The 18,368-nt window shown below is 71.1% G+C and carries 21 protein-coding genes; 7 read left to right on the forward strand and 14 right to left on the reverse strand.

What is annotated here, in order from left to right; genetic code table 11:
- Positions 1-147 precede the first annotated feature (147 nt).
- The 4 genes from ACFW6B_RS18690 to ACFW6B_RS18705 all read right to left on the reverse strand — a co-directional run bounded on the left by ACFW6B_RS18690 (position 148) and on the right by ACFW6B_RS18705 (position 3,614).
- On the reverse strand, positions 148-723 hold the full coding sequence (locus ACFW6B_RS18690) for an FABP family protein (protein ID WP_103552303.1): 576 nt from the start codon (positions 721-723) through the stop codon (positions 148-150).
- A 262-nt stretch (positions 724-985) separates the two neighbouring features.
- A complete protein-coding gene (locus ACFW6B_RS18695) occupies positions 986-1,963 on the reverse strand; it encodes a hypothetical protein (RefSeq protein WP_386597327.1) in 978 nt (325 codons plus the stop codon).
- Positions 1,960-2,850 carry a hypothetical protein gene (locus tag ACFW6B_RS18700; RefSeq protein ID WP_386597329.1) on the reverse strand — a complete coding sequence of 297 codons (891 nt, stop codon included), beginning with the start codon at positions 2,848-2,850 and terminating at the stop codon, positions 1,960-1,962. The genes ACFW6B_RS18695 and ACFW6B_RS18700 overlap by 4 nt, the downstream gene beginning before the upstream one ends.
- Positions 2,847-3,614, reverse strand: a complete 768-nt coding sequence (locus ACFW6B_RS18705) for a hypothetical protein (RefSeq protein ID WP_386597331.1) — start codon at positions 3,612-3,614, stop codon at positions 2,847-2,849. The genes ACFW6B_RS18700 and ACFW6B_RS18705 overlap by 4 nt, the downstream gene beginning before the upstream one ends.
- Positions 3,615-3,760: 146 nt before the next feature.
- On the opposite strand from ACFW6B_RS18705, the gene ACFW6B_RS18710 reads away from it, so the two are divergent.
- Entirely contained in the window at positions 3,761-4,123 is a 363-nt protein-coding gene (locus ACFW6B_RS18710) for a DsrE family protein (RefSeq protein WP_386597334.1), read from the forward strand.
- Positions 4,124-4,171: 48 nt separating this feature from the next.
- Here ACFW6B_RS18710 and ACFW6B_RS18715 read toward each other — a convergent pair whose 3' ends face one another.
- The 9 genes from ACFW6B_RS18715 to ACFW6B_RS18755 form a co-directional block, all read right to left on the reverse strand.
- Entirely contained in the window at positions 4,172-4,564 is a 393-nt protein-coding gene (locus ACFW6B_RS18715; RefSeq protein ID WP_386597336.1) for a VOC family protein, read from the reverse strand.
- 73 nt (positions 4,565-4,637) lie between these two features.
- Positions 4,638-4,901, reverse strand: coding sequence for a DUF3099 domain-containing protein (locus tag ACFW6B_RS18720; protein ID WP_386597338.1), 264 nt, complete (start codon positions 4,899-4,901; stop codon positions 4,638-4,640).
- Positions 4,902-5,100: 199 nt separating this feature from the next.
- Complete coding sequence (locus tag ACFW6B_RS18725) at positions 5,101-5,388, reverse strand: DUF1416 domain-containing protein (protein ID WP_054232391.1); 288 nt, start codon at positions 5,386-5,388, stop codon at positions 5,101-5,103.
- A gap of 30 nt (positions 5,389-5,418) precedes the next feature.
- Complete coding sequence (locus ACFW6B_RS18730; RefSeq protein WP_386597342.1) at positions 5,419-6,264, reverse strand: sulfurtransferase; 846 nt, start codon at positions 6,262-6,264, stop codon at positions 5,419-5,421.
- Between the two features lie 154 nt (positions 6,265-6,418).
- Entirely contained in the window at positions 6,419-6,499 is an 81-nt protein-coding gene (locus ACFW6B_RS18735; protein ID WP_350310325.1) for a putative leader peptide, read from the reverse strand.
- A 312-nt stretch (positions 6,500-6,811) separates the two neighbouring features.
- Positions 6,812-7,555, reverse strand: coding sequence for a DUF2993 domain-containing protein (locus ACFW6B_RS18740; protein WP_386597345.1), 744 nt, complete (start codon positions 7,553-7,555; stop codon positions 6,812-6,814).
- 185 nt (positions 7,556-7,740) lie between these two features.
- On the reverse strand, positions 7,741-8,886 hold the full coding sequence (locus ACFW6B_RS18745; RefSeq protein WP_386597347.1) for a hypothetical protein: 1,146 nt from the start codon (positions 8,884-8,886) through the stop codon (positions 7,741-7,743).
- A gap of 8 nt (positions 8,887-8,894) precedes the next feature.
- Complete coding sequence (locus ACFW6B_RS18750) at positions 8,895-9,149, reverse strand: MoaD/ThiS family protein (RefSeq protein WP_355759864.1); 255 nt, start codon at positions 9,147-9,149, stop codon at positions 8,895-8,897.
- A gap of 76 nt (positions 9,150-9,225) precedes the next feature.
- The gene (locus tag ACFW6B_RS18755; protein ID WP_386597350.1) at positions 9,226-10,110 is read right to left on the reverse strand and encodes an alpha/beta hydrolase; all 885 of its coding nucleotides are present in this window, start codon (positions 10,108-10,110) and stop codon (positions 9,226-9,228) included.
- A gap of 253 nt (positions 10,111-10,363) precedes the next feature.
- Here ACFW6B_RS18755 and ACFW6B_RS18760 point away from each other — a divergent pair, with 253 nt between their 5' ends.
- Positions 10,364-11,182 carry a winged-helix domain-containing protein gene (locus ACFW6B_RS18760; RefSeq protein ID WP_386597352.1) on the forward strand — a complete coding sequence of 273 codons (819 nt, stop codon included), beginning with the start codon at positions 10,364-10,366 and terminating at the stop codon, positions 11,180-11,182.
- Positions 11,183-11,205: 23 nt separating this feature from the next.
- Positions 11,206-12,228: a LacI family DNA-binding transcriptional regulator gene (locus ACFW6B_RS18765; protein WP_386597353.1), complete on the forward strand. Its 1,023-nt coding sequence runs from the start codon at positions 11,206-11,208 to the stop codon at positions 12,226-12,228.
- Positions 12,229-12,340: 112 nt separating this feature from the next.
- Here ACFW6B_RS18765 and ACFW6B_RS18770 read toward each other — a convergent pair whose 3' ends face one another.
- Positions 12,341-14,098: a trypsin-like serine protease gene (locus ACFW6B_RS18770; protein WP_386597356.1), complete on the reverse strand. Its 1,758-nt coding sequence runs from the start codon at positions 14,096-14,098 to the stop codon at positions 12,341-12,343.
- Positions 14,099-14,614: 516 nt separating this feature from the next.
- Here ACFW6B_RS18770 and ACFW6B_RS18775 point away from each other — a divergent pair.
- The 4 genes from ACFW6B_RS18775 (at position 14,615) to ACFW6B_RS18790 (ending at position 18,295) form a co-directional block, all read left to right on the forward strand.
- Positions 14,615-15,847 carry a S1C family serine protease gene (locus ACFW6B_RS18775; protein ID WP_386597358.1) on the forward strand — a complete coding sequence of 411 codons (1,233 nt, stop codon included), beginning with the start codon at positions 14,615-14,617 and terminating at the stop codon, positions 15,845-15,847.
- Positions 15,848-15,862: 15 nt separating this feature from the next.
- Positions 15,863-16,042, forward strand: a complete 180-nt coding sequence (locus tag ACFW6B_RS18780; protein WP_386597360.1) for a hypothetical protein — start codon at positions 15,863-15,865, stop codon at positions 16,040-16,042.
- A 79-nt stretch (positions 16,043-16,121) separates the two neighbouring features.
- Positions 16,122-16,853, forward strand: a complete 732-nt coding sequence (locus tag ACFW6B_RS18785; protein WP_386597362.1) for a response regulator transcription factor — start codon at positions 16,122-16,124, stop codon at positions 16,851-16,853.
- Complete coding sequence (locus ACFW6B_RS18790; RefSeq protein WP_386597363.1) at positions 16,853-18,295, forward strand: ATP-binding protein; 1,443 nt, start codon at positions 16,853-16,855, stop codon at positions 18,293-18,295. The genes ACFW6B_RS18785 and ACFW6B_RS18790 overlap by 1 nt, the downstream gene beginning before the upstream one ends.
- Positions 18,296-18,368 lie beyond the last annotated feature (73 nt).

Below are 18,368 nucleotides of genomic sequence, written 5' to 3' on the forward strand. Positions count from 1 at the left end.
CGGGGTTCCGTGCGTTGGCGTCAACGATAGTCCGCAGCAGTAGCGAGAGCAAGCGCATTGCAGTGCACTCGTATCTGTTAACCCCTCCGAGGGTGTGAAACAGGGCCTCGCGGACGCCCGCGAGGCCCTGCTCGGTCTTCTCTCGCTCTACTTGAAGAAGGCGATCCCGTCGTCCGGCATGTCGTCGGGCAGGGCCTTGGCCCAGCGCTCGACGTCCTCCGCGGTGACGACCTTCTTCAGGTGCCCGGACATGTACGGACGCAGCTCGACCTCGGGGGTCTGCTTCTCGCCGACCCACATGAGGTCGCTGTTCACGTAGCCGTACAGACGCTTGCCGCCGCTGTAGGGGCCGGAGGCGGCCGTGCGGGCCACGGCGTCGGTGACCAGGTCGATCTGCGGCTTCTTGTCGGCGATCTCGCCGTACCAGATCTCGACGACGCCGTCGTCGCGGGTCATGACGACCTCGACCTTGCGGTCGGCGTCGACGCGCCAGAAGCCGGTCTCCGTCTCCAGCGGCCGGACCTTCTCGCCGTTCTCGTCGAGCACCCAGCTGTGCGAGCGGTACTCCAGGAAGTCCCGCCCGTCGTGCGTGAAGCTGACCTCCTGCCCGAAGTTGCACTTCTCGGAACCGGGGAAGTCGTGGACACCGACTCCGGCCCAGTCGCCGAGCAGGAAGACAAGGGGGACCAGGTCCTTGTGGAGGTCCGACGGGATCTCGATCATGAGCTGAACAGTTCCTTGGTGGGGGTCAGCGCTGGCCCTGGTACAGCTTCTTCACGGTCAGCGCCGCGAAGGCGAGCACGCCGACGCAGACCAGGACCAGCAGGGTTTGGAAGAAGATCTCCACGGGGTGTGCTCCTCGGTGAGCGAACGGGTCCCCGCCCGGGCGAGGCCGGAACTGGGGAGGTACACAAAGGCCGGGCCCCAGCTTACGCGGCCGGGGCCCGGCACTCTCTTCCAGGTGGGCCCTGCCGGGCCCTCACGCTCAGCCGAGCAGCTGGCTCTGCAGGACCACCGTCTGCTGGAAGGGGACCTCGGCCGCGGTGCCCTTGCGTGACTGCACGACGAGGGCGAGGGTGTCCCCGGCCGTCAGGTACGCCTGCCTGACCTCCTCGGCACCGTACGGCTCGGCTTCCGTGTACGCGTAGCGGAAGACGTTCTCGAGCTGGGCGTCCTCCGCGAAACCGGTGTCGCTGTGCACGTCGGCCGCGCCTCGCAGCACGAAGTTCGGGCTGTCCCAGCCCATGAGCTCGTCGCTCCGGAAGGAGTCGACGATCTCGGCGGTGTCGAACCGGAGCAGGTAGATCCGGGTGTGGGTGCCGTCCGGGGTGGTCCAGCCCCGGGCCGCGATGTGCCGCAGGGCGTAGTCGGTCAGCAGCCGGCCGACGTGATCGCGGTCGTCCTTCGAGGCGTACACGTCGAGGAAGTCCGCCTTCGGCAGCCAGCCGTCCGCTCCGCGCAGGTCCTTGTCGGCCTTCGCGCCCTCGGGAGCGGGCAGCAGCAGCTTTCGCAGGTCGGCGTGGTGGACGCCCGCCTTGTTCGACTCGGCGAAGGGGGCCGGGCTGCCCGACGGCAGCGGGGGCAGCTGGATCTCGGGGTAGTCCCAGCGCCCGTCGGACGCGGTCGCGAGACCCGGGACGTCGGTGCGCGGCAGCTCCGTGATGCCGTACGCGGCACCCGCGCCGACCGTCGCGAACACGACGGCGGCGGCGGTCCAGCGCAGCACGGCACGAAGGACGCGGCGGTCCTTCTTCACCGGGGGTGCCGCCGGGAGCGGTTCGACCGGAAGCGGTTCGACCGGGGAGACGGCGGCCACCGCGCCCGACGGCACTTCCGGCGCCGTCTCCCCTGTTGTCTCCGACGTCGTGTCCGAGGCGGTTTCCACGACTGCTTCCGATGCGGTCTCCGGTGCCGCTTCCGCGGCTGCTTCCGGAGCGTCGGGCGTGGCAAGGTTCTCGGTCATACGGCCTCCCCCGGGTCCGTGATGCGGTCGAGCTGGGCGGTCAGGAAGCGGGCGACGGACGGGCCGTCGAGCGGCTTGACGCCGGACACGGTGGCGCTCACCAGCACGTCTCCCACGTACGCGGAGCAGAACATCATGTCGAGTTTCTCGGTCTTGTCCTTGGGCGGCAGGAAGCACCCGGCGTTCTCGTGTCCCTCGATCTTCGGGCCCTTGCGGAAGATGCCGAGCGAGTCGAGCATCTCGATCTGCGCCCTCGAGATCTGCCGCACGGTCCGCTGGTTCTCCATTTGGGACAGCGTGACGCTCGCGGTGAAGAACTTCTCGTCGGCCAGGTGGTCCACGCTCGCGTAACTGCGCATGGCCACACCCTTGATGTGCTGCGCGTCGATCTCCTTCTCCAGCCGCCGCCGCTGGGTGCGGGGCAGGTCGTGGAGCGACTCCTTGCGCAGCGCGGTTGCCTGAGGGCCGTTCAACTGGGCGTCGGCGCCGAACTCGGCGAGGTCGGGACCACGCGTGTAGGCCTCGTCGTAGGGCAGGAGCATGCCGCCGAGGCCCGTGGTGGCCCCGGTCTTCTCGTCCTTGTCCTTCACGGCCTTCGGGAAGCGCCACGTGGGCTTCCCCGGATCACGGTCGGCGGCGTCCACGGTCACGGAGGTCCAGGCGACACCGCCGATCACGGCGGCGACCAGCAGGACGACACCGGAGACGGCCGCGACACGGCCGGGACGCAGACGCTTCTTGGGCGCGGCGGCCTCACCGGCGGCCCCACCGAGGGGCGCGGCGGTGTTCTGAGCGGCCCCGGGGCTCGGTGCGGGGGCTTCGGCGGGGGTCTCGGCGACGTTCCCGGTGACGCCCTCTGCGGGGTTCTCGGTCGGGTTCTCGCTCACAGTCGTCCCACCTGCCGCTTCGCCAGATCCATGATCTTGTCCTTGGAGATCTGCTTGGTCCCGTTGATCCAGATCTCCACGGCGATGTCACCGCGCCAGGCGTGCGCCTCCGCCGAGTACATCGGGTAGTAGCCCGGCTTCGTCTCGGGCCGGGTGTGGACGTACGCCATGCCGTCCTCGGTGCCGGGGATGGTCCAGCTACGGGTGCCGGACTCCTTCTCCGCCCAGTAGTGCTCGTTCTCGGCGTACTTGGCGGCTTCGAGGTCCTCCTCCTGGCGGAACTGCACCAGGCGGATCTCCACGGTGTACGTGCTGCCCTCCTCCCAGCCGACCACGGCCGCGCGGCGGAACTCGTCGGTGATGAGGTCGGGGAAGACGTTGGCCGGCTTCTCGTAGGAGGCCGCGTACGCCGTCATGCCCAACCAGCCGTCGTTGCCCGCCCAGTCGCCCTCCTTGGTGCCCTTGGGCCGGTCGAGCAGCAGCTTGCGCAGGTCGCCGTTCGTCTTCACCCGGTGGTCCCGGGCGGCGGACAGCGGCTCGGGGCCGGGGCCCTCGGCCCGGGTCAGTACCGGCTGCGACAGCGAGGGCAGTCCGGTGGGCTCGCCGTCGGCCTGGATCAGGTACCCGGTACAGGTACCGGCGACGAGGCCGAGCACGGCGGCCGTGGCGACGATCAGCGTCGTACGGCCGCGGCGACGGGGCCTGGGTTCCGACGGCGCGTCCGCCGTCGTTTCAGGAACGACAATCGACGTGCCCTCGGGCACGCCCGGTCTTTCGGGTCCTTCGGGTACTACCAAAACATCCCCCCACAGAAGGTGAAGCGCGGATTCCGTATCCGCGCACAAGAGACTCATGGCCCTTGCACGGGGTTGTCCGGAGGGTGATCACGATTCGGACTACCATGGCGGGCATGGCGAACAAGCTCGTGATCAAGGTGACGGCGGGGGCCGACGCCCCGGAGCGCTGCTCCCAGGCGTTCACCGTCGCCGCGGTGGCCGTGGCCAGCGGCGTGGAGGTCTCCCTCTGGCTGACCGGTGAGTCCTCCTGGTTCGCGCTGCCGGGCAGGGCCGCGGAGTTCGAACTGCCGCACGCGGCACCGCTGCCCGACCTGATCGACTCGGTCCTGGCGGGCGGGCGCGTCACCCTGTGCACCCAGTGCGCGGCCCGGCGCGAGATCACGGAGAAGGACGTCCTGGAGGGCGTGCGGATCGCGGGCGCGCAGGTGTTCGTGCAGGAGACGATGACGGACGGGACGCAGGCGCTGGTCTACTGACCACGCCGGCAGCGGGCCGACGCCGAGGGCCGCCGCCTCCCCGGGCCGCTAACCGCGTCTGCGCCGTGCGCGCGTGTCCACCCAGAGGCAGAAGGGGTGGCCCGCCGGGTCGAAGAGCACCCGTACGTCCTCCTGGGGCTGGTGCTCGGCGAGCCGCGCGCCCTGTTCCACGGCGCGGACGGTCTCCTCGGCCAGGTCGTCGACCTCGATGTCGAGATGGAGCATCATCCGCTGGTCGCCGGGGCCCGCGGGCCACACCGGCGGGGTGTAGAGCGGCTCGGTCTCGAAGGCGAGCGCGACCTCGCCGAACGGCGGGCCGATGAGCACCCAGTCGGGTTCCTCGGCCCGCACCTCGTACCCGAGCAGCCTCCGGTAGAAGCCGGCGAGTTCGTGGGCGTCGGGCGCGTCGAGCACCACGGTGGACAATCTCGTACGCGACATAGAGGCCTTTTCCGCTCCTGATGCTGCTGCCGCCGCTTCACCGCCGCGGCCGTCGTCCCACCACTGCCGCGGCCTACTGCTGCCGCCGTCTCTTGCCGTCCAGCTCGTCCCACCACTCGTCGGACTGGGCGTCCCCGGACGGGTCGTCCCACCACCGGTCCTCGGGCCCCCGCCGGTTGGCCACCATCGCGGCCACCGGCGGGATCAGCATGGCCACCACGCACATGGCGACGGCCGCCGGGACCGACCACAGGCGCACGACCGACCAGGCGAGGACGAACAGCACGACGCACGTCCCCATCATGGCGAAGTACTGATGACGCCTGCGCGCGTACATACCACCAGCGTAGGCCCGGACAACCCGTCCGGCGCAGTGCCCGCGGGCCCGGGAGGACCGGGAGCACGGGCCGGGGCGGCCGGGACGGGAGAGCCGGGCAAGCCGAAGGGCCGCACCCCGATCCGGTAAGCGTCCAACCCCCGGGGGTGCGGCCCTTCGGCCGTTCGGTCGACCGCCGTCATCGACGGCGGTCCGCTGTTCAGACGGCGATCGCGACCTCGGCGAGGCCGCCCGTCTGGGCGACGACCGTGCGGTCGGCGGTGCCACCGGGGACCAGCGCGCGGACGGTCCAGGTGCCCTCGGCCGCGTAGAAGCGGAACTGACCCGTCGCGGAGGTGGGGACCTCCGCCGTGAACTCGCCGGTCGAGTCCAGCAGACGGACGTAGCCCGTCACCGGCTCGCCGTCGCGGGTCACCTGACCCTGGATCGTGGTCTCACCGGGCTTGATCGTCGAGGCGTCGGGGCCGCCGGCCTTCGCTCCACACATATTTCGATTCCGTCCTTCAGGCCTTGGGGGTTACTTGTTGGCGCCGAGCTCGATCGGCACGCCGACGAGGGAGCCGTACTCGGTCCAGGAACCGTCGTAGTTCTTGACGTTCTGCACACCGAGGAGCTCGTGCAGCACGAACCAGGTGAGCGCGGAACGCTCACCGATGCGGCAGTAGGCGATCGTGTCCTTGGCGAGGTCGACCTGCTCGGCGGCGTAGAGCTCCTTGAGCTCGTCGTCCGACTTGAAGGTGCCGTCGTCGTTGGCGTTCTTCGACCACGGGATGTTGCGGGCGCTCGGGACGTGGCCCGGACGCTGCGACTGCTCCTGCGGCAGGTGCGCCGGGGCGAGCAGCTTGCCGCTGAACTCGTCGGGCGACCGGACGTCGACCAGGTTCTGCGAACCGATCGCGGCGACGACGTCGTCACGGAAGGCGCGGATGGAGGCGTCCTGGGCCTTGGCCTTGTACGCGGTGGCGGCGCGCTCGGGGATCTGCGAGCCGTCGACGAGGTCGCGGGAGTCGAGCTCCCACTTCTTGCGGCCGCCGTCGAGGAGCTTCACGTTCTCGTGGCCGTAGAGCTTGAAGTACCAGTAGGCGTAGGACGCGAACCAGTTGTTGTTGCCGCCGTAGAGGACGACCAGCGTGTCGTTGCCGATGCCCTTGGCCGACAGGAGCTTCTCGAAGCCCTCCTGGTCGATGAAGTCACGGCGGACCGGGTCCTGGAGGTCCTTGGTCCAGTCGATCCGGATGGCGTTCTTGATGTGGTTCTTCTCGTACGCCGACGTGTCCTCGTCGACCTCGACGATCGCCACGTTCGGGTCGTCCAGGTGGTCCTGGACCCAGTCGGCGTCTACCAGGACGTCGCTGCGGCTCATGCTCGTTCTCCTCCGGGGCAGTTGCGGCGGGTTTGTGCGTTGGAGAGGTGCGCGGTGCGGTGCTGCATGCCGGTGAGGGCTGCGCGGCGCAAGGGACGGCCCGGACGAGAGAGAGGTCCAGGGCCCGGCTCGCGGAAGACGGGAACGCTTCCGCTCAGAAGGTGCGACAGAGCATGGCGGCGACGCGGCACAGGTCTACTGCCCGCCGCTTCGTGAGATCCGCCTGTCGCTTCATGGGTCCGATCGTAGGGACGGACAGGCGGGCGTGTCACCGGTGTGTCGGATATTGAGACGCGATCGTCCGAACTGCGATACGAACACCTCTCCGGCGCCCGTCCCGCACGGGTTCCGGAGGGCCGCGCAGGTCGGCCCTCCGCCAGTGCATCTGCGGTACGGACAGCGCCGTCTCGCCTTTCGGACAACGGCCCCTTCCGGCAGGTCCCGCGCCGGTCCGGCCGGGCCTTCCGCCCGACCCGTCAAAGCTCCGTCCGACCCGTCAAAGCCCCGTCCGACCGGCCGGACGCCCCGCCCGACCAACCGGAACGCCCTAGCCGACCAGCCGGACGTCCGAACCCTTCACCGAGATCTCCACGCCCTCCGGGGCCGCCTCGACCTTGTCGAGCTTGATCCCGCCCGGCAGCTGCTCGATCTTCTGCTCGAAGTCGGTGATCGAGCGGATCCGGCCCTCGGCGAGCTGGACGCCCAGCTTGGGCAGGGAGTCCGCGTGCACCTTCACGGTGTCGCCGGAGACGGACACGGAGCTGAGCACCGAGACCGGCTTGGGCAGCTTGGTGCCGAGAACGGTCCCCGAGACGGTGACCTTGATCTTGCCGTTGCCCCCGTCGGACAGGCCGATGACCTGGGCCTGGACACCGGGCGCCACCTCCGCCGGCCCGGACTTGGCGGCCTTGAGCAGCTCGGCGTACGAGATCGACGCGGTGCCGGTGGCGCTGCCCGCGGTGGCGGAGCTGTAGTCGCCGCTGAAGGCGACCCCGTGCATCTCGGCGTTGAGGTCGTCGATGCGGATCGTGCCCGCGGCGGAGCCCGTGCCGCCGGTCGACGCCTCGTAGTTCTTGATGCCGATCTTCACGTCGTCGAGTTCGCCCGCGGCGACCTGGGTGAGGAACGGGAAGCCCCCGATGGACACGTCGGGAGTGGCGGCGAGGCCCTCGCTGCTCTTGATCCGGCCCGCCGCCTCGTCCTCCGCGAACCAGACCGCCACCCGGTCGACGAGTACGAACAGTCCGCCGAGAACGACTAACAGAATCAGGGTTATTCGCAGTGCGCGCATGCTCGTTGTTCCCCTACCTGGAACGGTCCCGTCCGGACGGCCGGGTGGCCACCGAACGCGAGCCTAACCTCGAAGGGCCCCCGGATCGGGGGCCCTTCGAGGTAGTTGTCGATCACCTGTGACGAATCGGCGCGGCCGGACGACCGGAATCGGCCGACCTGCCGACCGCCCTGCGGTCCGGCCGATCAGCCCAGCGCGCGGCCCAGCAGGTAGACCGCCGGGGCGGCGGCGGCCAGCGGAAGCGCGACGCCCGCGGTGAAGTGCACGAAGCGGGACGGGTAGTCGTAACTCGCCACCCGGTGGCCGATCAGCGCGCAGACGCCCGCGCCGAGGCCGAGGAAGGTGCCCTGCGTGCCCAGGTCCGTCATCCCGCCGACCCCGTAGCCGGCACCGGCGGCGGCCGCCAGCGCGAGGACCACGGAGACCACCGTGGGCACCGGCAGCGCGCGGACCAGGATCGCCGCGGCGACCGCGGCCGTGCCCACCGTGACGGCGTCCGGCTCGGCCGCCAGATGACCGGTCGCGATGATCGCCAGCGCCGCCGAGACGACGGTCGCCATCAGGCCGTACATCCGGGTGTCCGGGTCGGCGTGGCTGCGCAGCTGGAGCACGAGGGTCAGCAGGACCCACACGCCGAGGGTGCCGAGGATCGCGGCGGGCGCGTTCTCCCGGCCTGCGGCGAACAGCGCCACGTCGGCGGTCACCGCGCCCAGGAACGCCAGCGCGATGCCCTGCCGGGCGGGCCACATGCCGTTCAGCCGGAACCAGCCCGCCGCGGTGACGGCCTGGAGCAGGACGAGCGGCACGACGAGCGCGTACTCCCCGACGACCGCCGTCCCGGAGAGCAGCAGCGCGAGCAGCGCCGTCAGCGCGGCCGGCTGGATCCCGGGCTCGATGATCGGCGACCGTCCCTCGGCACGGGCCCGCTGCGCCTCGGTCATCCGGCTCTGGCCGGCGACCGTGGCGGGCCCGTAGGCCACCTCGGCCTCGCCCCCGTTCCCGGGGAGCGTCCCGCCGGGGCGGGACGGGTCCGCGGGGCCGTCGGCGTGGTCCTCGTGCCACGGCGGCACCGGGGCCTCGGGGGACCGGCTCGCCCCCGCGGCTCCGTACCCCTGGGGCTCGTCGTAGGTCTGGTACCCCTGCGGGGGCAGGTACGCGGGGTCGGCCTCCTGGACCGGCGCCTGTGCCTGCGTCTCCCAGGTCCGCCCCTCCCACTGCTGGGTGTGCTGCGGCCAGTCGGCGTGCTGCTGGGGCTCCTGCGACTGGTGGTGCTGCGCCTGCTGGTACGGGTCGTGTCCCTCGCGGCGACCCTCGTACGGCTGGTTGCTCATCGTCTCGCTCACCCTCCTGCGAACGGCGGGAGCACCTCGACCGTGCCGCCCTCGGCCAGCCGTACCGTCTCATGCCCGCGGGTCCCCACGGGATCACCGTCGATCAGGAACGAGCATCGCCGCAGGACGTGCACGAACTCACCGGGGTGTCGCTCACGGGCCGCGTCGAGTGCCTCGGCGAGCGTGCCGGCGTCGTACGGCTCGTCGCCGACGCCTGCCGCGGCCTTGGCGGCGGCCCAGTAACGCACCGTGCCCTTTGCCATCTCGTTCCTCTATCAGCGATCTGGGGGTGTTCTGGTGTGTGGTGTCCGCGCATCTGTTTGCGTGAACCCCGCCAGGCTAGCCCGCCCGGGTGAGGGCCCAGTCGCGGATACGGTCCAGCAGGTCGTCGGGGGCGGCGTTCTCGGCGTGGCCCATGCCCCGCTCCAGCCACAGGTCGGCGTGCCCGCCGGACGCCTCGGCCAGCGTGCGCGGGTGGTCGAGCGGGAAGTAGCCGTCCCGGTCGCCGTGCACGACGAGGAGCGGGGTCGGCGCGATGTACGGGACGCACTCGACCGGGGACGCCGGCACCGGGTCCCAGTCACGGTGGTGGATACGGGTCCGCAGACCGATCCGGCCCACGATCCGGCCCTCGGGACGGGTCACCAGCCAGTGCACCCGCCGCATGGCGGCCGTGCCCCGGTAGTACCAGCGGGCCGGAGCGCTCACCGACACCACCGCGTCCGTACGCGCCTCCGTGCGCCCCTCGTGCTCCGGCCCCCGCACAGGCTCACCACCCGCCGGCCCCGGGCCCGTCCCCCCGTAGAGCGCCGCGTGCCGCAGCACCACCGAACCGCCCATCGAGAAGCCGACCGTCACGATCCGGGTGTGCCCGAGCTCACGCGCCCAGGCGACCGCCGCCGCCAGATCGTGGACCTCGCGGTCGCCGACCGTGGAACGGCCACCCGATCGGCCGTGACCACGGAAGGAGAAGGTGACCACCGCCCCGCCGCGGGCGAGGACACCGGCCGCGCGGCGGACGTGCGGACGGTCCAGATCACCCGTGAACCCGTGGGCGACGATGAACGCGAGGTCACCGGACGACTCCGCTCCGGGGTCGTGGGCCGCCTCGATCTCCACCCCGTCGGCCGTACGCAGAAACGTCCGAAGAGGGGCGCGCGCCGGCGTCCCGAAGTGTGGACTCTCGGAGGAACGCGTCACGTGACCTGCCGTACCAGAGCTCATGTGGGCTATTCTGCTGGGCATGAGGACTCGGGCAGAGTAGCCCCCGGGTCCTTTTGTGCTTTCCGAAGCGTTGTATACGAAGCGGGAAACCGCAGGTGTACGGGCCAGGCAGGCATGGCGGACCCTCGGAGGCTCGGGAGCCGCATGTACAGAGCAGTGCCGCAAACGTCCTCGCAGGGACCGAGGAGGAACCAGACGTTATGGGCGAGCGAACCGTGCACGAAGGCAGGACGACCCGAGCGGGTGAGGCCCGATGAGTTCTCTCCTGCTCCTGACCAACGCCCTTCAGCCGTCGACGGAGGTGCTTCCCGCTCTCGGCCTGCTGCTGCACAACGTGCGCGTGGCTCCGGCGGAGGGCCCCGCACTCGTCGACACCCCCGGTGCCGACGTCATCCTGATCGACGGACGGCGTGACCTCCCGCAGGTCCGCAGCCTGTGCCAGCTGCTGCGCTCCACGGGCCCCGGCTGTCCGCTCGTCCTCGTCGTGACCGAGGGCGGCCTCGCGGCCGTCACGGCCGACTGGGGCATCGACGACGTCCTCCTCGACACGGCGGGCCCCGCCGAGGTCGAGGCACGCCTCAGACTCGCCATGGGCCGCCAGCAGATCGTCAACGACGACTCCCCCATGGAGATCCGCAACGGCGACCTCTCCGTGGACGAGGCGACCTACAGCGCCAAGCTCAAGGGCCGGGTCCTCGACCTGACCTTCAAGGAGTTCGAGCTCCTGAAGTACCTCGCGCAGCACCCCGGCCGCGTCTTCACCCGCGCCCAGCTCCTCCAGGAGGTCTGGGGCTACGACTACTTCGGCGGCACCCGGACGGTCGACGTCCACGTACGGCGTCTGCGCGCGAAGCTCGGACCCGAGCACGAGTCGCTGATCGGAACCGTCCGGAACGTCGGTTACCGATTCGTTACCCCCGAGAAGGTGGACCGCGGCGCCGACGAGACGAAGGCCAAGGCGGCCCAGCCAAAGCCGGAGGATGCGGACGAGACGGCGCACCCGGACGGGACCGCTCCCACGCAGGCCACCGCGCAGCCCCAGGAAGCTGCCGTACGCCCTGCCCAGAGGTAGGTCCATCCGCGTAGACTCCGCGCGTGGCCAAGGTGACTAGGGATGACGTGGCGCGGCTGGCGGGTACTTCCACCGCCGTCGTCAGTTATGTCATCAACAACGGACCCCGGCCGGTCGCCCCGGCCACGCGCGAGCGCGTTCTCGCCGCGATCAAGGAACTGGGGTACCGGCCCGACCGGGTCGCCCAGGCCATGGCCTCGCGGCGGACGGAGCTCATAGGCCTGATCGTGCCGGACGCGCGCCAGCCCTTCTTCGGGGAGATGGCGCACGCGGTCGAACAGGCCGCCGCCGAGCGCGGGAAGATGGTCCTGGTCGGCAACTCCGACTACATCGCCGAGCGCGAGGTCCACTACCTGCGCGCCTTCCTCGGGATGCGGGTCTCCGGGCTGATCCTCGTCAGCCACGCGCTGAACGACCACGCGGCCGCCGAGATCGACGCCTGGGACGCCCGCGTGGTGCTCCTGCACGAGCGCCCCGAGGCGATCGACGACGTCGCCGTCGTCACCGACGACATAGGGGGCGCCCACCTCGCCACCCGGCACCTGCTGGAGCACGGGTACGAGTACGTGGCCTGCCTCGGCGGCACGGCCGAGACCCCGGCCGTCGGCGACCCCGTCTCCGACCACGTCGAGGGCTGGCGGCGCGCCATGCAGGAGGCCGGCAAGTCGACCGAGGGACGCCTCTTCGAGGCCCCGTACAACCGCTACGACGCCTACAAGGTCGGCCTCGAACTGCTCGCCGGACCGCACCGGCCGCCGGCCATCTTCTGCTCCACGGACGACCAGGCGATCGGTGTCCTGCGCGCCGCGCGCGAGCTGCGCATCGACGTGCCGGGACAGCTCGCGGTCACCGGGTTCGACGACGTCAAGGAAGCGGCCCTGACCGACCCCCCGCTGACGACGATCGCGTCGGACCGCTCGGCGATGGCCCGCGCGGCCGTGGACCTCGTACTGGACGACGGACTGCGGGTGCCCGGCTCCCGCCGCGAGCGGCTGAAGCTGTTCCCCTCCCGCCTGGTGGTACGCCAGTCCTGCGGCTGCGAGTAGGCCCCTGCGGCCCGCGCCGCCCCTCACCGCGCACGACAGCGCGGATCCCCGCGCCCCTGGGGGACGCGGGGATCTCCTGGTGCCGTAGCCGCCGTACCGGGCCCGGCGGGCCCTAGAACAGCAGGTTGTACTGGTTGAAGCCGGTGCCGAGGCTCTTGCGGGTGCCGAACAGGTCGCCGGAGGCCTTGTTGGTGCCCGGGTAGAGCCAGAGCGTGCCGCCCGAGTCGCGGGCCATGACGTCCGCGATGCCGTCGCCGGTCACGTCGCCGTTGGCCACGTACGAGGTGAAGTTCCAGCCCGTGCGGGCCTGGACGCGCGCGGCGAACGGGGTCTTCTCGACCTGCGTGCCCCGGTAGAGGTACAGGACGCCCGAGCTGTTGCGGACCAGCAGGTCGGCGCGGCCGTCACCGGACAGGTCGCCGTGACCGAAGATCCTGACGTTCTTCCACGCCCTGTCGACGACCTTGACCCGGCTGTAGAACTGGCCGGTTCCCTTGCCCGGGTAGAGGTAGACCGAGCCGTCGGAGTCCACCGCGACCAGGTCGGGGCGGGCGTCACCGGTCAGGTCGCCCGGGACTGCGTACGACTTGTAACCGCCCCACACCGAGCTGATCTGCATCCACTCGAAGTCGCCCGAGCCGTGGTTCAGGTAGCTGCGGTAGAGCTTGCCGTCGCCCTTGTCCCGGATGATCAGATCCTGGTAGAAGTCCCGGTCCAGATCGGCCTGGAGGGCCCAGCTCGCGTTCTGCCAGCCGCTGCCCTGGTAGGCGCGGGCGGTGAGGGAGGTGCCCCTGCTGTCCTGCTCGAACAGACCGCCGGAGGGCGTGCGCTCCAGCAGGTCGGCACGGCCGTCGAACGTCAGGTCCGCGTCGTCGACGCGGGGCTGCGCCGCCCAGGTGTACGAGGACACCTTGGTGAACACCGGGTAGGCGCCCTCGGCGGTGCAGCCGGCGACACCCCAGGAGACGATGCCGATGATCCTGCCGCCGAACATCACCGGGCCGCCGGAGTCACCGTTGCACGGGCTCTTGGTGCCCTCGTCGGTGCCGGTCGCCGGGGTGCCCGCGCAGAACATCGAGCCCTCGACGAAGTCGTCCTCGCCGAGGACCCGGCTCATCGCGGTGTTGCAGGTCGAGTCCGACACCAGCGGCAGGGTGACCTTGCGCAGGTTCGCCGACAGGTCGGCGTCCGCGGCGCCCGAGGTCAGGCCCCAGCCGTAGACGGTGGCGGAGTTGCCGGCCCGGTAGGAGGCGCTGTCGCCCGCGGCCGCCAGCTTCGCCCACTGCTGCTCCAGCGGACGGTCCAGGGTGAGGACCGCGATGTCGTTCTGGAGGGTCGAGCTGCTGAAGCGCGGGTGGTTCCACTGGCGCCAGACGCCCGCGACGGTGCCGTTGGCGCTGTCCAGCAGACCGGTGGCACCGGCGACGACCGCGCCGTTGTCCGTCCAGTCGAGCCCCGCGACGCAGTGGGCCGCCGTCAGGACCTTGTTCGGGGCGACGAGGGTGCCGCCGCAGAAGTAGCCGGTCTGCGCTGTGCTGTCGTAGTAGGAGAGCTGGACCATCCACGGCGCGGAGGAGATCGTCGTCTGGCTGCCGCCGATGATGAACGGTGTCTTCCTGGGCGCCGCGGTGGGGGTCGCCTGGGTCTTGGCGGCCTCGACGACGCGGTGGCGCAGCTCCTTGTCGGAGGTGGCCGGCGCGGGCGCCGCCGTGGACCGGGCGACGTTCGCGTCGGGCAGTCCGGCCGGGTCACCGGCCGCGGAGGCGGGCTGTGCCGCGAGGGCGCCGACGCAGGTCAGCGCCAGCGCGAGAGCGGCCGTCGGCAACGCCGTGGCGGGGCGTCTCCAGCGGGCGCGCAGAGCAGGTATCACTCAGGACTCCTGGGTGTCGGGTGCGTGTGACTTCTCGTCCGAGGCCCGAGAAGGGCGTACGACGCACCGGCCCGACCGTCGACGGCGAGCGCGCATCGACATCGGGCGTAACCGCGGAGCCCCCCTCCGGCCCGGGAATCCTAGGCATCACCGGTCTCCCGGCACACGGCCTTCACAGGGGTCGGAAAAGTGTTCGCCCCCGGCGTTCCGAGACATCACCGGTACGCAACCCGCCGTTCTCCGGAGAGCGGCGAAGGCGCACACGGTGCGCGACCGGGCACAGGACGGAAGCCCGGCGGGGCGGGACGGCGGAAGACCGGCGGGACGGGGCGGCGGAAGCCCGGCCGGAACGCCCGGCAGAGGCACCCGGAGGGCTCACAGACAGTCCCCAGGTCTCCCGCAGGGGTCTCCCAGCCGGCTCGCAGGAAGCTTCTTTATATCGGGCATACGAGGTTCTGTCGGGCTTCTCAGAGGCCACTCAGGGAGCTCTCATCATCGGGGGACAGTCTCTTTTCCATGACCGAGAGCTTCCGCCGTAGCGGCGAGTACCCCCAGGGCGACCACCACGGGTCCGCGTACCCGGAGCAGCAGTCGCACGCCTCCTCCCCCGTGAACCCCGAATGGCCCCCGCCCCCGGCGTACGACCCGGCCGGACCGGTCCACATCGAGCCGGGCACCACCGTGTGGCCGGGCTCCGGTCACGGCGGGGACGGCGGCCGCACCGCCGGTCCGTACGCCGGCCATCCCGAGCCCGACCCCGCCGGCACCACCGCGGTGTTCGCCACGGTGGCCCCTGGAGCCCCTGGAGCCCCCGGTGGCCCCGGCGGCCCCGAAGCCCCCGCGGCCCCGGCCGCCAGGCGGCGCGCCAAGGGTCCCTTCGCCCTGCTCGCCGCCGTGGCGATCGTCGCCGCGACGATCGGCGGCGGCACCGCGTACGCCTTCCAGGAGCTGACCGGCGACGACACCGCCGCCGTCAGCAGCACCACCAGCACCAACGTGGTGCCCACCAGCCAGCGCGGCACGGTCTCCGGCGTCGCCAAGGCGGTCAGCCCGAGCATCGTCGAGATCGGCGCGACCTCGAACGCGGGCTCGTCCACCGGCTCGGGCGTGATCATCACGACCGGCGGCGAGATCATCACCAACAACCACGTGATCTCGGGCGCCTCCCAGATCAAGGTGCAGCTGAACGACGGCAAGTCCTACGCCGCGAGCGTGGTCGGCACCGACAGCAAGAAGGACCTCGCGCTGATCAAGCTGGACGACGCGCCGTCCGGGCTGAAGCCGGCGACGCTCGGCGACTCCGACGGCGTCCAGGTCGGCGACCAGGTCGTCGCGATCGGCTCTCCCGAGGGCCTGACCGGCACCGTCACCAGCGGCATCGTCTCCGCCCTCGACCGGGACGTGACCGTCTCCACCGACGAGAGCCAGGGGCAGCAACAGCAGGACGGCGGCAACGGCCGGTGGCCGTTCGAGTTCGGCGGCCGGCAGTTCAACGGCGACACGGGCTCCTCCACGACGACGTACAAGGCCCTGCAGACCGACGCCTCGCTCAACCCGGGCAACTCCGGCGGCGCCCTCATCGACATGAACGGCAACATCGTCGGCATCAACTCCGCGATGTACTCGGCCGCTTCGGACTCCCAGTCGGACTCGTCGAGCGCGGGCAGCGTCGGCCTCGGGTTCGCCATCCCGATCAACACCGTCAAGTCCGACCTCGCCGGCCTGCGGGCCGGCGGTTCCGACAACTAGGACCCGGAGACCGCCATGAAGATCAAGAGCGTCCAGCACACCGCCGCCGCGGGGGACGCGGCCGCCCTCGGCCTCGCCCTGGCGGTCGCCCGCGAACTGCACCGGCCCGCCCGGCGCGCCCCCGAGCTGGTCCCCGCCGTCTCCCGGCCCAGGCCGAGCCGGGCCCCCGGCCGCCGCCGCACCGTACGAAGCTGATCCATTCCGGGACAGCCGAGGAACGTGCGAGGCTGAAAGCACCCGATCACGCCCACCCCACCCGAGGAACCCGACAGCCATGAGCTCCGCCGAAGGCGACCGTGACACCCAGCGCATCCTGATCGTCGACGACGAGCCGGCCGTGCGCGACGCACTCAGGCGCAGCCTCGCCTTCGAGGGGTACGACACCGAGGTCGCGGTCGACGGCGCGGACGCCCTGGAGAAGGCGACGGCCTACCAGCCCGACCTGGTCGTCCTCGACATCCAGATGCCCCGGATGGACGGCCTCACCGCGGCCCGCCGGATGCGCGGCGCGGGCACCACCACGCCGATCCTCATGCTGACGGCCAGGGACACGGTCGGCGACCGGGTCACCGGGCTGGACGCCGGGGCGGACGACTACCTCGTCAAGCCCTTCGAGCTCGACGAACTCTTCGCCCGCATCCGCGCGTTGCTGCGGCGCAGCTCGTACGCGGCGTCCGCCGGCGCGGTGGTCGAGGACGACGCGCTGGCCTTCGGCGACCTGCGCATGGACCTGTCGACGCGCGAGGTCACCCGTGCGGGGCGCCCGGTGGAGCTGACCCGCACCGAGTTCACCCTGCTGGAGATGTTCCTGGCCCACCCGCGCCAGGTCCTCACCCGCGAACAGATCCTGAAGGCCGTCTGGGGCTTCGACTTCGAGCCGTCGTCGAACTCCCTCGACGTCTACGTCATGTACCTGCGCCGCAAGACGGAGGCGGGCGGCGAACCGCGTCTGGTCCACACCGTGCGGGGCGTGGGGTACGTACTGCGGTCCGGCGGCGCGGAGTGATGCGCAGGTTCAGGTCCCTGCCCCTGCGCTCACGCCTGGCCCTGCTGGTCGCTGCCGCGGTGGCGTTCGCGGTGGCGGCGGTCTCGGTGACGTGCTGGTTCATCGTGCAGGGGAAGCTGTACGAGCAGGTCGACGCCCAGCTCGATGACGCGCACTTCAGGCTGACCGAGCCTCAGATCACGGCGCTGCTGGCAACCTGCCCGAAGCACGTGAACGACACGACCGACCTCATGCGCCCCAGGGACTACTACGTACAGCTGGTCAAACCGAACGGCACCGCATGTGTGTTCGATAGCTCCGCAGGGGTCGTGAAGACCTCGGCACTGGACAGGAGCATCGCCGCGAACCCCGATCAGGGCAAGCAGACGTTCCACAACACCACTGATGCGGACGGCAACGACGTACGGGTCCGGACCACGCCCCTGGTGGTGGGATTCGGCCCCGGCGCTCAGCTCTATCCGGATGTGGCACTGACAGTCGGCGTATCTCTTCAGGACACCCAGAAGACCCTCAACGACCTCGCCCTCATCCTCCTGCTCGTCGGCGGCATCGGAGTGGTGGGCGCCGGCGCCGCCGGGCTCTGGGTCGCGCGGGCCGGGCTGCGGCCGGTCGACGAGCTCACGGACGCCGTGGAGCACGTCGCCCGCACCGAGGACCTGACCATCCGCATCCCCGTGGACGAGGAGAGCGACGACGAGATCGCCCGGCTCTCCCGCTCCTTCAACTCGATGACCGCCTCCCTCGCGAACTCACGCGAGCTGCAGCAGCAGCTCATCGCCGACGCCGGGCACGAGCTGCGGACCCCGCTCACCTCCCTGCGGACGAACATCGAACTCCTCACCCGCAGCGAGGAGACCGGCCGTCCGATCCCCCCTGCGGACCGCAAGGCCCTGCTCGCGTCGGTGACGGCGCAGATGACCGAGCTGGCGGCGCTGATCGGCGACCTCCAGACGCTGTCGCGTTCGGACGCGGGACCCACCGCCGACCGGGTGGAGGTCGTGGCGCTCCGGAACACCGTGGAGGCGGCCCTGCGCAGGGCCCGGCTGCGCGGCCCGGAACTGACGATCACGGCCGATCTGGAGCCCTGGTTCGTCCGCGCGGAGCCCTCCGCCCTGGAGCGGGCGATCGTGAACGTCCTCGACAACGCCGTGAAGTTCAGCCCCCCGGGCGGCATGATCGACGTCCTGTTGAAGGACGGCGAACTGACCGTGCGCGACCACGGACCCGGTATCCCCGACGACGAACTCCCGCACGTCTTCGACCGCTTCTGGCGTTCTCCGGACGCGCGGGCGCTGCCCGGCTCGGGCCTGGGCCTGTCCATCGTGGCCCGCACGGTCCAGCAGTGCGGCGGCGAGGTGACGCTGAGACCCGCGCAGGGCGGCGGCACGATCGCTGCCGTACGGCTTCCGGGGGCTCCGACGGCCCCGCCCGACACCCCCTGACCTGCTCTCGGTCGCGAGCGAGCCCCCACCCGGCCACGGGTGGGGGCTCGCTCGTCATCGGTGCGCGGACCGG

This window comes from Streptomyces sp. NPDC058751, from assembly GCF_042746485.1.
Lineage (GTDB): Bacteria > Actinomycetota > Actinomycetes > Streptomycetales > Streptomycetaceae > Streptomyces.